The 12,916-nt window shown below is 68.4% G+C and carries 12 protein-coding genes; 9 read left to right on the forward strand and 3 right to left on the reverse strand.

From position 1 onward, the window contains the following. The first annotated feature begins 110 nt into the window (after nucleotides 1-110). Genes H7U20_RS26915 through H7U20_RS26925 form a run of 3 tightly spaced genes read left to right on the forward strand, consistent with a single transcriptional unit; the run spans nucleotide 111 to nucleotide 3,746 of the window. Nucleotides 111-1,442, forward strand: coding sequence for a paraquat-inducible protein A (locus tag H7U20_RS26915; protein ID WP_199762223.1), 1,332 nt, complete (start codon nucleotides 111-113; stop codon nucleotides 1,440-1,442). Next, complete coding sequence (locus H7U20_RS26920) at nucleotides 1,435-3,051, forward strand: PqiB family protein (protein ID WP_199762224.1); 1,617 nt, start codon at nucleotides 1,435-1,437, stop codon at nucleotides 3,049-3,051. The genes H7U20_RS26915 and H7U20_RS26920 overlap by 8 nt, the downstream gene beginning before the upstream one ends. Continuing rightward, nucleotides 3,048-3,746 (forward strand): PqiC family protein, encoded by a 699-nt coding sequence (locus tag H7U20_RS26925; protein WP_199762225.1) that lies wholly within the window; start codon nucleotides 3,048-3,050, stop codon nucleotides 3,744-3,746. The genes H7U20_RS26920 and H7U20_RS26925 overlap by 4 nt, the downstream gene beginning before the upstream one ends. 108 nt (nucleotides 3,747-3,854) lie before the next feature. On the opposite strand, the gene H7U20_RS26930 is transcribed toward H7U20_RS26925, so the two are convergent. After that, complete coding sequence (locus H7U20_RS26930) at nucleotides 3,855-4,766, reverse strand: LysR family transcriptional regulator (RefSeq protein WP_199762226.1); 912 nt, start codon at nucleotides 4,764-4,766, stop codon at nucleotides 3,855-3,857. 92 nt (nucleotides 4,767-4,858) lie between these two features. Here H7U20_RS26930 and H7U20_RS26935 point away from each other — a divergent pair, with 92 nt between their 5' ends. The 6 genes from H7U20_RS26935 (at nucleotide 4,859) to H7U20_RS26960 (ending at nucleotide 10,912) form a co-directional block, all read left to right on the forward strand. Beyond that, on the forward strand, nucleotides 4,859-5,572 hold the full coding sequence (locus H7U20_RS26935) for a histidine phosphatase family protein (protein WP_199762227.1): 714 nt from the start codon (nucleotides 4,859-4,861) through the stop codon (nucleotides 5,570-5,572). Between the two features lie 226 nt (nucleotides 5,573-5,798). Continuing rightward, nucleotides 5,799-7,031 carry an acyl-CoA dehydrogenase family protein gene (locus H7U20_RS26940; protein WP_199762228.1) on the forward strand — a complete coding sequence of 411 codons (1,233 nt, stop codon included), beginning with the start codon at nucleotides 5,799-5,801 and terminating at the stop codon, nucleotides 7,029-7,031. A gap of 156 nt (nucleotides 7,032-7,187) precedes the next feature. Continuing rightward, nucleotides 7,188-7,679, forward strand: a complete 492-nt coding sequence (locus H7U20_RS26945; RefSeq protein ID WP_199762229.1) for a cache domain-containing protein — start codon at nucleotides 7,188-7,190, stop codon at nucleotides 7,677-7,679. A 67-nt stretch (nucleotides 7,680-7,746) separates the two neighbouring features. Beyond that, nucleotides 7,747-8,268 (forward strand): cache domain-containing protein, encoded by a 522-nt coding sequence (locus H7U20_RS26950; protein WP_199762230.1) that lies wholly within the window; start codon nucleotides 7,747-7,749, stop codon nucleotides 8,266-8,268. Then, nucleotides 8,265-10,253: an ATP-binding protein gene (locus H7U20_RS26955; protein WP_199762231.1), complete on the forward strand. Its 1,989-nt coding sequence runs from the start codon at nucleotides 8,265-8,267 to the stop codon at nucleotides 10,251-10,253. The genes H7U20_RS26950 and H7U20_RS26955 overlap by 4 nt, the downstream gene beginning before the upstream one ends. Nucleotides 10,254-10,408: 155 nt before the next feature. Continuing rightward, nucleotides 10,409-10,912 (forward strand): FxDxF family PEP-CTERM protein, encoded by a 504-nt coding sequence (locus tag H7U20_RS26960; protein ID WP_199762232.1) that lies wholly within the window; start codon nucleotides 10,409-10,411, stop codon nucleotides 10,910-10,912. Between the two features lie 144 nt (nucleotides 10,913-11,056). Here the strand turns inward: H7U20_RS26960 and H7U20_RS26965 are convergent, their stop codons facing one another. Together H7U20_RS26965 and H7U20_RS26970 are read right to left on the reverse strand one after the other, a co-directional pair. Beyond that, nucleotides 11,057-11,893 (reverse strand): glutaminyl-peptide cyclotransferase, encoded by an 837-nt coding sequence (locus tag H7U20_RS26965; RefSeq protein ID WP_199762233.1) that lies wholly within the window; start codon nucleotides 11,891-11,893, stop codon nucleotides 11,057-11,059. A gap of 4 nt (nucleotides 11,894-11,897) precedes the next feature. Further along, the gene (locus tag H7U20_RS26970) at nucleotides 11,898-12,440 is read right to left on the reverse strand and encodes a gamma carbonic anhydrase family protein (RefSeq protein WP_199762234.1); all 543 of its coding nucleotides are present in this window, start codon (nucleotides 12,438-12,440) and stop codon (nucleotides 11,898-11,900) included. Nucleotides 12,441-12,916 lie beyond the last annotated feature (476 nt).

Here is a 12,916-nt window from a genome sequence, read left to right on the forward strand (position 1 = left end):
CTCGGGGTCCGACCCCAGTTTGCGTCCTTGGGTTTTGTCGGCGTTGCCACTATCCGCGAGAAGCTTGCTTTTATCGTATGATGCTGGCACGACCAAGCCACTGAAAACCCGTGCATCGATACGATCTGATCAGCTGTCATGAATGCGGCGCCCTGCACCGCAAGGCGCCGCTCGGCCCGCGCCAGAAGGCGCGCTGCGTGCGCTGCCGCTCGGTGCTGTATCGCGGCGCCAGCGCCGGCCCGGAGCGCATGGCCGCCATCGTGCTCGGCGCCATCCTCACCTTCCTGATCGCCCAGTTCTGCCCCATCGTCGCGCTGGAGGTCAACGGCCTGCACACCTCGGCCACGCTGTTCGGCGCCATCGTCGTGCTGTGGCAGGAGCAGATGCAGGTGGTGGCGGCGATCGTCTTCCTGAGCACCATCCTGTTCCCGGCCGTCGAGCTGGGCGCGCTGCTGTACGTCACGCTGGGCTTGCGCGCCGGCCGCGTGCTGCCGGGTTTCCACCGCCTGCTGCGTAGCGTCAGCGCGGCGCGCCACTGGGGCATGACCGAGGTGCTGATGATCGGCATCCTGATCACCATCGTGAAGATGACCAGCCTGGCGCAGGTGTTGGTGCAGCCCGGCCTGTTCGCCTTCGGCGCGCTGACGGCGATGCTGGCCTTCGTCGTCGCCTACGAGCCGCGCGCGTTGTGGGAGTTGGGCGACCGCCTGCGGCCGCGCGCCGAGCAAGACCAGCGGGCGCTGCTCGCCGCCGGCCGGGCGCCCCTGCAGTGCCACGCCTGCGGCCTGGTGGCGCCGGATACGGGCGCGCCGCAGCAGCACTGCGCGCGCTGCGGCAAGGTGCTGCACCGCCGCCGCCCCGACAGCATCGGCCGCACCTGGGCGCTGCTGCTGGCCGCCGCCATCCTCTACATTCCGGCCAACCTGCTGCCGGTGATGTACACCCATTCGCTGTTCGGCCAGCAGGACGACACCATCATCAGCGGCGTGGTCTACTTTTGGACCAGCGGTTCGCCGGCGCTGGCCGCCATCATCTTCATCGCGTCCATCGTGGTGCCGGTGCTGAAGCTGGCCGCGCTGTCGCTGCTGGCCTGGACGGCGCAGCGCCGCTCGCGCTGGCGCCCCTACCAGCGCACGCTGTTGTACCGCCTGGTCGAATTCGTCGGCCGCTGGTCGATGCTGGACATTTTCGTCATCACGCTGACGGTGGCGCTGGTGCGCTTCCAGTCGCTGGCGGTGATTACCGCCGGCCCCGGCGCGCTGGCCTTCTGCGCGGTGGTGGTGCTGACCATGCTGGCCTCGCTGCAGTTCGACCCACGGCTGATCTGGGACGCCGGCGCGGCGTCGACAGCAGCGACAGCAGCGACACCGGCGGCGCCAGCGGCCCCACCCGCCTTACCGCATGCGCATCGCATAGACTCTTCTGGAGGAACACATGGTTGAAAACGAGGGCGACCCGGCGCGCCTGCCCACGCCGGAGGTGGAACCGGCCAGCCGCTGGCTGCCGTCGCTGGTCTGGCTGATACCGCTGTTGGCGGCCTTGATCGGCCTGGGCCTGGTGGTCAAGTCGGTGCTCGATCAGGGACCGACGGTGACGGTCAGCTTCCACAGCGGCGACGGCCTGGAGCCGGGCAAGACCAAGGTCAAATACAAGGACGTCGACATCGGCCTGGTGCGGGCGATCCGCCTGGCGCCCGACCTGTCGAAAGTGCTGGTGACGATCGACATGAGCAAGGAGGCGCGCCGCTTCACGGCGGCCGACACGCGCTTTTGGGTGGTGCGGCCACGGGTCGGCGCCAGCGGCGTCTCGGGCCTGAGCACGCTGCTGTCGGGCGCCTATATCGGCGTCGACGCCGGCAAGGCGAGCGAGCAGCGCGAGGAGTTCCTCGGCCTGGAGCAGGTGCCGCAGGTGACCGGCGACCAGAAGGGCCGCCAGTACACGCTGCACGGCGACAGCCTCGGTTCGATCGACATCGGCTCGCCGGTGTTCTACCGCCGCATCCAGGTCGGCCAGGTGATCGGCTATGCGCTCGACAAGGAGGGCGGCGGCGTCACCATGACGGTGTTCGTCAACGCGCCCTACGAGTCGTTCGTCAGCCAGGGCACGCGCTGGTGGCACGCCAGCGGTATCGATGTGCGGCTCGACTCGAACGGCTTCAAGCTCAACACCCAGTCGCTGGCGGCCTTGGTGGTCGGTGGCATCTCTTTCGAGAGCACCAGCACGGGGCCGCGACCGGACACGCCGGCGCCCAACGGCGCCAGTTTCCAGTTGGCCGCCGACCAGAACAGCGCGCTGCGCGAGCCGGACGGCGAGCCGATCACCTCGGTGTTTTATTTCGACCAGTCGTTGCGCGGCCTGTCGCCCGGCGCGCCGGTGGACTTCCGCGGCATCGTGCTGGGCGAGGTGCGCTCGGTCGGCGTCGAGTACGACGCGGTCAAGAAAAGCTTCCGCATGCCGGTCACGGTGAACCTGTATCCGGGCCGCCTGGGCAAGCGCTTCCAGCAGGCCATCGCCGACGAGCGCGATCACAACGCCGGCCCGCAGGTGCTGGAGCGGATGGTCAGCCGGGGTCTGCGCGCGCAGCTGCGCACGGGTAATCTGCTGACCAGCCAGTTGTACATCGCGCTGGACTTCTTCCCCAAAGCGGCGCCGGCCAAGCTGGACCTGGCGCAGTATCCGGTCGAGGTGCCGACGGTGCCGAATAGTCTGGACGAGCTGCAGGACCAGATCGCCAGCATCGCCAAGAAGCTCGACCAGGTGCCGTTCGCCGACATCGGCAACAATCTGAACCAGACGCTGAAGAGCGCCAACCTGCTGTTCAAGCAGCTCGACGCGCAGGTGGTGCCGGAGATGCGCGGCACGCTGAGCGCGGCCAAGCAGACCTTCGGCGCAGCCGAGCAGGTGCTGCAAAAGGATTCGCCGGTGCAGTCGGACCTGCGCGAGGCGCTGCAGCAGCTGACGCAGACGCTGCAATCGTTGAACGCCTTGTCCGACTATCTGGAACGGCATCCGGAGTCACTGTTGCGCGGTAAAAAAGGAGATCAAAAATGAGTGTGTCCGCTTGCCGCAATGTGCGGGGACTGGCCGTGACGGCGGCGCTGTTGGCGCTGGCCGGCTGCGCCACGCCGCCGCCCGAACGTTTTTATAGCCTCAGCGGCGGCGTGCCATCGGTGCCAACGGTGCCAGTGGCGCCAAGCACGCCAAACGCGCCGGGCACGCCGGGCACGCCGGCCGATTCAACCGCATCGGCCGCGCCGAAGACCGCCGGCGGCGTCCTGTACATCGAGCTGCAGGCGGTCAGCGTGCCGCAGCAGGTCAGCCGCAGCCAACTGGTGGTGACGTCCGGTCCCGGCCGCGTCGAGCTGCTGGAGCAGGAGCGCTGGTCGGCGCCGCTGGCGTCCGAGCTGGGCCAGGCGCTGTCGCTGGCCGTCACCGGCGAGCTGGGCGCCATCGACGTGTTCCGCACGCCGACGCCGGAGCAGGCCGCCGTCTACCGCATCAGCACCAATGTGCAGCGCTTCGAGTCGGCGCCCGGCCAGTACGCGCTGATCGACGCCGTGTGGAGCGTGCGGCGGGTCGGCAGCAGCGCCGTGCTGACCTGCCGCAGCGTGGCCAACGAGGCGCTGCCGGCCGGCTCGGGCTACGACGCGCTGGTGGCCGGCCACCGCCGCGCCGTGCGGCAGGTCGGCGCCGACATCGCCAAGGCGGTGCGCGCGCTGGCAAAGTCCGGCCAAGCTGGATGCTGATGCACTGAGCCGGCGTCTTCGCGCGTCGGCTCCGTCGCTTGGCCTGGCTGTGCGCCTAGCCGGCCCCACCGCCTCGCCGGGCGGCGCGGATGGCGTCGGCCGCGTCGGCTAGGCCGGCAGCGCGCCGACCGCCTGGACGATGCGCTCGCGCAGCCAGGCGTTGGCCGGGTCGGTGTCGACGTTGGCGTGCCAGTACAGGTGCACGTCCAGCCCCGGCATGGGCAGCGGGAAGGACAGCACCTGGTTGTCGAACTGCTGGTTGACGACGCGGGCCAGGCGCTCCGGCATGGTCAGCAGCAGGTCGGTCTGGCTGACCACGCGGCAGGCGGCGTAGTAGTGCTGGCAGCGCAGCTTGACGCGGCGCTGCAAACCGAGCCGGCTCAACTCCACATCCTCCAGCCCCGGTCCACGGCGGCGCGAGCTGGCCAGGATGTGCTCCTGGCGCAGATAGCCGTCCAGGTCCAGCGCGCCCTGCACGGCGGGGTGGCCGCGCCGCGCCAGCACCACCGTCTGGTCCATCACCAGCTGGGTGTGGCGGATCTCCGGCGACAGCGGCAGCAGCACGTCGATGGCGGCGTCCAGGGTGCCGCCGGCCAGCTCGCTCTCCAGCTCACGCCGGCCGACCTGCAGCGCGTTCAGGCCGACGCCGGGCGCCTGCGCGGCGATGGCGGCCATCAACGGCGGCAGCATGGTCGCCTCCAGCACGTCGCGCAGCGCCAAGGTGAAGCTGCGCGTGCTGCTGGCCGGGTCGAAGCGCTCGGCGCCGTTCAAGGTCAGCTCGAAGCCGCGCAGCGACTGGCGCACCGGCTCGATCATGCCGCGCGCCAGCGGCGTCGGCACCATCACGTGGCCGTGGCGCTCGAACAGCGGGTCGTCGAACAGCTGGCGCAGCCGGCCCAGGGCGTGGCTGATGGCCGGTTGGGTCAGGTTCATCTTCAGGCTGGCGCGGGTCAGGCTGCCCTCGGCGTAGATCGCCTCGAAGACGATGAACAGGTTCAGGTCGACTCTGGATATATGCATGGCATTTATAGTTCCGCATTAATACTATTCATTTGATGAATTATAGTCGGAGCGGTATGCTGTGGCATATTCTTCAGCAAACGAGACGAGCAATGGGACATATCTATCTGGTGCGCCACGGCCAAGCCTCCTTCGGCAGCGCCAACTACGACCAGTTGTCGCCGCTGGGTTACGAGCAAACGCGCCTGCTGGGCCAGTGGTTCGCCAACTGCCGCCAGGATTTCGGCCGCGTCGTCACCGGCGGCATGCAGCGCCACCGGCAGAGCGCCGACAGCTGCCTGGCCGAGCTGCCGCGCACGCTGTTGCTGGAGACCGAGTGGCAGACCGACACCGGCTTCGCCGAGTTCGACCATCAGCAGGTGCTGCTGCGGCATTGTCCCGAGTTCGCCGATCCGGCCGGTTTCAAGCAGATGATGGCGGGCCAGGAGCAGCCGGGCCGCGCCTTCGAGCAGCTGTTCCGCGACGCCATGGCGCGCTGGATGGGCGGCACCCTCGACCACGACTACGACGAGAGCTGGCCGGCCTTCCGCGCCCGCTGCGTCGGCGCCTTCGAGCGCCTGTGCGCCGCGACCCACGCCGACGGCGTGCAAAACTGCATCGTGTTCACCTCCGGCGGCACCATCTCCGCGCTGATGCAGCACGTGCTGGCGCTGGACGACCGGCAGGTGGTGGAACTGAGCATGGGCATGGTCAACGGCGCCGTCAGCAAGCTGCTGCACCGGCCCGGCCAGACCAGCCTGGCCTACCTGAACAACTACGCCCACCTGGAGTGGCTGGGCGAAGCGGGCAGCGTCACCTACTTCTAAAGCACCGATTCCCGTTGTGACCGAAGCGCGCCCCACCGGGGCGCGCCAAGGCCGCCCCACGTCCGCGCGCCGGCGGAACACGCGAAACCCCGGGGCGCAGACCTGGGGTCAGACCCCGGCGGGGTCTGACCCCGGCAGTTGCCTCGGGGATAAGGCCGCCATCCCCGGCGCCCAGCAAGGACGGCGAAACCGCACCCGATCATCCAACCACCCAGAGGAGCAGCACATGGACTTCGATTACAGCCCCAAGGTACAGCAGTTGCAGGCACGCCTGAACAGTTTCATGGAGCAGCACATCTATCCGAACGAGGCGCGCTTCCACGCCGAGATCGAGGCCAACCGCGGCGCCGGCGACGCCTGGCTGCCGACCCGCGTGATGGAGGAGTTGAAGGAGCTGGCGCGCGCCGCCGGCCTGTGGAATCTGTTCCTGCCCGAGTCCGAACTGGGCGCCGGCTTGAGCAACCTGGAATACGCGCCGCTGTGCGAAATCATGGGCCGCGCGCTGTGGTCGGCCGAGGCCTTCAACTGCTCGGCGCCGGACACCGGCAACATGGAGGTGCTGGCGCGCTATGGCAGCGCCGAGCAGCAGCGCCAGTGGCTGGAACCGCTGCTGGCCGGCCGCATCCGCTCCTGCTTCGCCATGACCGAGCCGGCGGTGGCCTCGTCGGACGCCACCAACATCGAAAGCAGCATCGTGCGCGATGGCGACGAGTACGTCATCAACGGCCGCAAGTGGTGGTCGTCCGGCGGCGGCGATCCGCGCTGCCAGGTGTTTGTCTTCATGGGCAAGACCGATCCCGATAATCCCGACCGCCACCGGCAGCAGTCGATGATCCTGGTGCCGCGCGCCACGCCGGGCGTGAGCATCGTCCGCCAACTGCCGGTGTTCGGCTTCGACGACGCGCCGCACGGCCACTCCGAGATCGTCTTCGAGAACGTGCGCGTGCCGGCCGCCAGCCTGCTGCTGGGCGAGGGGCGCGGCTTCGAAATCGCCCAGGGCCGCCTCGGCCCCGGCCGCATCCACCACTGCATGCGCCTGATCGGCCTGGCCGAGCGCGCGCTGGAGCAGATGTGCCGCCGCACCCTGGGCCGGGTCGCCTTCGGCAAACCGGTGGCGCAGCAGGGCGTGACGTTGGAGCGCATCGCCGAGGCGCGCATCCTGATCGACCAGGCGCGCTTCCTGGTGCTCAACGCGGCGCACATGATGGACACGGTCGGCAACAAGGTGGCGGCCAAGGAGATCGCTATGATCAAGGTGGCGGCGCCGAACATGGCCTGCCGGGTGATCGACTGGGCCATCCAGGCGCAGGGCGGCGGCGGCATGAGCGATCCCTTTCTGGCGCCGGCCTACGCGGCGGCCCGTTCGCTGCGCCTGGCCGACGGTCCCGACGAGGTGCACCGCAACCAGATAGGCAAGCTGGAACTGGCGCGCTACCAGCCGCCGCGCGCGCCGCGCTAGGGTGCCGCATGGCCGCCGCGCCGCCGGCCCGGCGCGCCGGCAGCCGGCGCGCAACACCGACTTGCAGGACGGGCCATGCACGTTGACGGGGCACAAGTTTGGTCATAGTATGGCTTGACAGCCGCAGGCAATAGCGGTCCCAACCAGGAGGATGACATGCGCATACATACTGTGACCGGATTGATATTGTTTGCCACGCTGCTCGTCGTCGGCCCGGCCCGGGCGATCGAACGCAGCAACGCCGATGAGGCCATCGCCCTGATCGACAAGGCGCTCGACTACATGAAGAAGAACGGCAAGGAGAAATCCATCGCCGAGTTCAACAACCTGAACAGCCCCTTCAACGTCACCAGCGAGATCAACAAGAAGGGCGACCTCTACCTGTTCATGTTCGACGCCAGCAAGCCGGGCACCGGCCAGGTGGTGCACGGCAAGAATCCCAAGATCGTCGGCAAGGACGTCTCGGACATGCGCGACGCCGACGGCGTCTACCTGATCCGCGAGATCATCAAGGCCTGCAACTCGCCGGCCGGCAAGGGCTGGGTCAGCTACAAATGGCCCAATCCGGTGAGCAAGGCGGTCGAGTCGAAGCAAAGCTACGTGGTGCGGATCGACGAGTACTGCCTCGGCACCGGCATCTACAAATAGGCCGGACAGCCGGCCGCTGGCGGGAGGCACAATGGCGACTTGGCGGCGTTGCGCGATGCGGCGGCTGATGCAGAAGCTGATGCTGGCGACGGCGCTGTTGGCGCTGGCGGCGGCCGGCCGCGCCGCGCCGCCGGCGGCGGCCGCCACCGCCACCGCCACCACCACCACCACCACCACCACCGAGCGCGCCGAGGCCGACAACGGCAGCGCCGAACGCACGCTGGCGCTGGTGCGCCGCGCCGTCGCCCATCTGCGGCAGGTCGGCCCGCAGCGGGCCTTCGCCGACTTCTCCGATCCGCGCGGCGCCTTCGTCGACGGCACCTTGTACGTCGCCGTCAACGACGCCGTCACCGGCGTCAACCTGGCGCACGGCTGGACGCCCAAGGTGGTCGGCAACTCGCTGCTCGAACTGCAGGACAGCGACGGCGTCTTCCTCATCAAAAAACTCATCGCCGTCGGCAACAGCCCAAGCCATCGCGGCTGGGTCGAGTACAAATGGCCGCATCCGCTCAGCCACCAGTGGCGCCGCAAGCGCGCCTACACCGAGCGGGTGGGCGACGTGCTGATCACCAGCGGCTACTTCCCTTGAGCACGCCGCCGCCCGCCGCCACGCCGGCGCAGGCCGGCATCGGCGCCGACGCCACGGTGGCGGCGGCGCGGGCGCGCCGCGCCCAGTTGGCGCTGCTGCTGTGCCTGGCGCTGTTGGCCGCGCTGGTGTTGGCGCAGTCTTGGTGGACGGTGGCGCAGGACCGCCGCCTGACGCTGGCCTCGGCCCACAGCACCGGCCTGATCGCCGTGCGCCTGCTCGACGAACACGCCACGCAGACGCTGCGCGACGCCGAGCGCAAGCTTGACGAAGTGGCCGCCGCCGTCGCCCGCGCCGGCCAGAAAACCCGCCTCGACGACGGCGCCGTGCGCGCCGTCATCACCGCCGGCCAGCAGGACGGCCGCTATCTGAACGCGCTGCAGTTCGTCAACCTGCGCGGCCGGCCCTTCGTCAACTCGGCGGCCTATCCGGCCTTCCAGTTCGACATCGTCGACCGCAGTTACGTGGCGCCGCTGCTGGCCGATCCGGCGCAGCGCGGGCCGCGCCTGGGCCACCCCTTCCAGCGTTTCTACGACCAGGCGCTGGTGCTGCCGCTGGCGCGCAACCTGTACGACGGCGCCGGGCGCCACCTCGGCATCCTCTCGATCGACATCGACGTCGCCTATTTCGCCGGCGTCTACGCCCGCGTCGCCAAGGACAGCGGGGCGCTGGTGGCGCTGTTCGCCGACCAGGGTTTCGTCATCGTCCGCACCCCCTTCGAGGCCGGCTATCTGGACCTCGACCTGGCGCGCTCGGAGGTGGCGCGGCGGCTGCGCGGCGGCGCCGCCGAGGGCGTCTTCGAGGACGACCACTTCCTCGACCTGGGCGGCGGCGAGGCGCGCCAGTACACCTACCGCAAGCTGGCCGCCTACGGCGTCAACACCGTCTTCGCGCAGCGTTTGCAGGACGTGCTGGCCGGCTGGCGCCAGCGCAGCCGCGAGCGGGTCGTCTTCGCCGTCGCCGCCATCGGCCTGGCCGCCGTGCTCGGCCTGTTTTTGCTGCTGCACATGCGCCGCCTGCAGCGCTCCGAACGCTCGCTGCGCGACAGCGTCGCGCGCCAGCAGCAGATCGAGCACGAGATCCGCGAGCTGAACGCCGGCCTGGAGCGGCGCGTCGGCCAGCGCACGCTGAACCTGGAGCAGGCCAACGCCGAACTGGGCCAGGCGCTGCGCGCCCTGCAGGCCACCCAGCACGAGCTGCTGCGCACGGAGAAGCTGGCCGCGTTGGGCTCGCTGGTGGCCGGCGTGGCGCACGAGCTGAACACGCCGATCGGCAACGGCGTCATGATGGCCAGCTCGCTACAGGCCAACGCCCAGCAAAGCCTGGACGAGCTGGCGGCGGCGCGGCCCAGCCGCTCGCGGCTGGAGCAGGGCTTGCAGGCCGGCGTGCAGGGCAGCGAGATCCTGCTGCGCAACCTGGTGCGCGCCGGCGAGCTGGTGCAGAGCTTCAAGCAGGTGGCGGTCGACCAGGCCAGCAACCACCGGCGCCGTTTCGCGCTGTCGCGCACCATCGAGGAGGTGCTGGCCACGCTGGCGCCGATGTACCAGAAGTCGCCGTACAAGATGCTGCTGTCGCTGGCGGCCGAGGTCGAGCTCGACAGCTATCCCGGCGCGCTCGGGCAGATCGTCACCAACCTGGTCAGCAACGCGCTGGCGCACGGTTTCGACGGCCGCGCCGAGGGCGGCATGCGCTTGTCGACCGCGCTCGACGGCGCCGGCCGGCTGCTGCTTGAGTTCGCCGATGACGGCGTCGGCATGGCGCAGCAGCAGATGGAGCGGGTGTTCGACCCCTTCTTCACCACCAAGCTGGGGCAGGGCGGCTCCGGCCTGGGCATGCACATCGTCTACAACCTGGTGACGGCGCTGTTGGGCGGCAGCATCGAACTGCACAGCGCGCCCGGCCAGGGCTGCCGGGTGTGCATCGTGCTGCCGCTGACCGCGCCCGAGCGGGCCGCCGAACCGGCCGAGGCGGCCGAGCCGTTGGCTTGAGGGGAGGGTCGCCGCACTTGTGTAAATAATGCAACAAGTTACTTTTATTGCATATTTTTTAGCCATGCCGAGCGACTTGCATATAGAATCGAAGTTAGCAGAAAGAAAATGCTTCCTGTCATCTAATCCTATCCTCGCCTGGAATCACTATGCACATGAAAATGAAAACGCTCGCCGTGGCCGCCGTCCTGGCCCTGTCCGCCGCCTCCGCTTCGGCCGTCAATGTGTTCAACCTGGGGGACATCACCGCCAGCGGCGCGTTGTTCGCTTCGCCGGGCTACGCCAGCGCCGCCAACATCGACGACACCTGGATTTTCAGCCTGACGGGCAGCAACAACTTCGCCGCCCAGATCGCCCGCAACTTCTCGACGGCCAACGGTTCGATCAACGGCTTCGCCGCCACCATCAGCGGCGGCTCGCTGGTCGGCAGCCATGCGCTGACGCTGGGCTCGACGGACACCTCGCAGGAGCTGACCTACGGCGCCCTGCTGGGCACCGGCAGCTATAGCCTGAAGGTGACCGGCTTGAGCCAGCGCGTCAACACCCGCTACACCTTCAACCTGGACGTGACGCCGGTGCCGGAACCGGAAACCTACGGCATGCTGCTGGCCGGCATGGGCGTGCTGGCCTTCGTGGCGCGCCGCCGCAAGCCGGTCTGAGCCGACGGCGACAGGCATCATCGACAAGGGGCTGCGGCCCCTTTTTCTATGGCGGATGAAGTATTGCGTATTGTGGATGAAGTATTGCGCATTGTGCACGGCGGGCGTGGCTGGCGGGCGGCGGTCGTCGCCGCCGGCCGCGGCCTAGCGCTGCGCCGGCTTGGCCGGCGCCAGCAGGCGGATCTCGTACAACCGTGGCCACAGCTTGCCGGTGACGAACAGGCGCTTGCCGACGCTGTCGTAGGCGATGCCGTTGAGCACGTCCGGGCTGGCGCCGGCGCGCTCCTTGGCGCCCAGCAGGCCGGCCAGGTCGATCCAGCCGACCACCTTGCCGCTGGCCGGGTCGATGCGGGCGATGCGGTCGGTTTGCCAGATGTTGGCGTAGATCTCGCCCTCGACCCATTCGAGCTCGTTGAGCTGGTCGACCGGCTGGCCGTCGGCCGTCACGCGCAGGCGGCGCTGTTCCTTCAGCGTAAGCGGGTCGAGGAAGCGCAGCTCGGCGCTGCCGTCGCTCATGATGATGGCGCGGCCGTCCTGGGTCAGGCCCCAGCCCTCGCCCTTGTAGTCGAACAATTGCTGCACGGCGAAGCTGTTCTGGTCGAGCACATAGCCCAGCTCGGACTGCCAGGTCACGCCGATCAGGCGCTTGTCCCATTGGGTGATGCCCTCGCCGAACACGGCCGGCGACAGATTGGTTTGCTGCAGCACCTCGCCCGTCTCCAGTCTGACCTTGCGCACCGACGAGCGGCCCTGCAGGCCGGTGCTTTCGTACAGCACGCCCTGGTCGTAGAACAGGCCCTGGGTGAAGGCGTTGGCGTCGTGCGGATAGGCGTGCAACACCTCATAGCGGTAGACCGGAACGGCCGAGGCCGATGTCAAGCTCGGCGCGCGCGAGGCGGCGCCGGCGACGTGGGCCAGGGTCAGCAGGCTGAGCAGTTTGAGCAAAAAGGCGCCGGCGGCGCGCGGCGAGGGCGCTCTCATCGTCCTAGCCGCGCACCGGCGTGGCCTGGTAGTTATTCTTCACGCGCACATAATGCTCGGCCGAGTATTGCAGGTAGGCGATCTCTGCCGCGCTCAGCTCGCGCACCTTGACGGCCGGCCGGCCGACATACAGGTGGCCGCTCTTCAGCACTTTGCCGGGCGGCACCAGGCTGCCGGCGCCCAGCATCACATGGTGTTCGACGACGACGTCGTCCATGACGATGGAACCCATGCCGATCAGGCAGGCGTCGCCGATGTTGCAACCGTGCAGCTGCACGCCGTGGCCGATGGTCACGTAGTTGCCGATGGTCAGCGGCGAGCCCTCCGGCTTGGCCGCGTTCTTGTGCGACACGTGGCCCATGGTGAAGTCCTGGATGTTGCTGCTGTGGCCGATGGTGATGCGGTTGACGTCGCCGCGCAGCACGGCGTTGCACCAGACCGAGCTGTGGTCGCCGATGCGCACATCGCCGATGACGCAGGCGCTGTCGTGCAGATAGACCTGGTCGCCGATGACGGGGAAGCTGTCGAGGTAGGGGCTGAGGGGCATGGTGCTCGTTTGTCGTGTGGATGGGAAGGGGCCGCGTCGGTCGGCTTGGTGTTGCGCCGCCAGTGTAGCCGAGCCTTGCCTTTCGTGCCATATGGCGGGCCGGCGCGGCGCCGCGATTATCCATCGGGACAAGGAATCAGGTCGCGTTCCGCGTGGCACACTGGCCTTGTCATTCAATCATTGTCATTCGCTCTATATGGATATTTTTGCTAAGGATATTCCCGGATACCGGTTACCATTCAATTGTGCCAATTGGTATTTGTTGCGATAGGGATGGAGGCGGACATGGTGAGAGCTTTAGGATCGAGTACGCTGGCTACCAGCGCTGCGTCGACTGGCAACAGTGCGATTGCAGGCTTGCAAAAGAAAAATTGATTAGCGCTGATCTTCATCTACCAACCTGAGCGACGCCTCAGTTCGCCTGCCGGTCGCGGCGGCGGCGTACAGGAAGCGCCGCAGGATGGCGGACAGGTCGA

The sequence above is a fragment of the Rugamonas violacea genome, from assembly GCF_016461825.1.
In the GTDB taxonomy this organism is placed as follows: domain Bacteria; phylum Pseudomonadota; class Gammaproteobacteria; order Burkholderiales; family Burkholderiaceae_D; genus Rugamonas.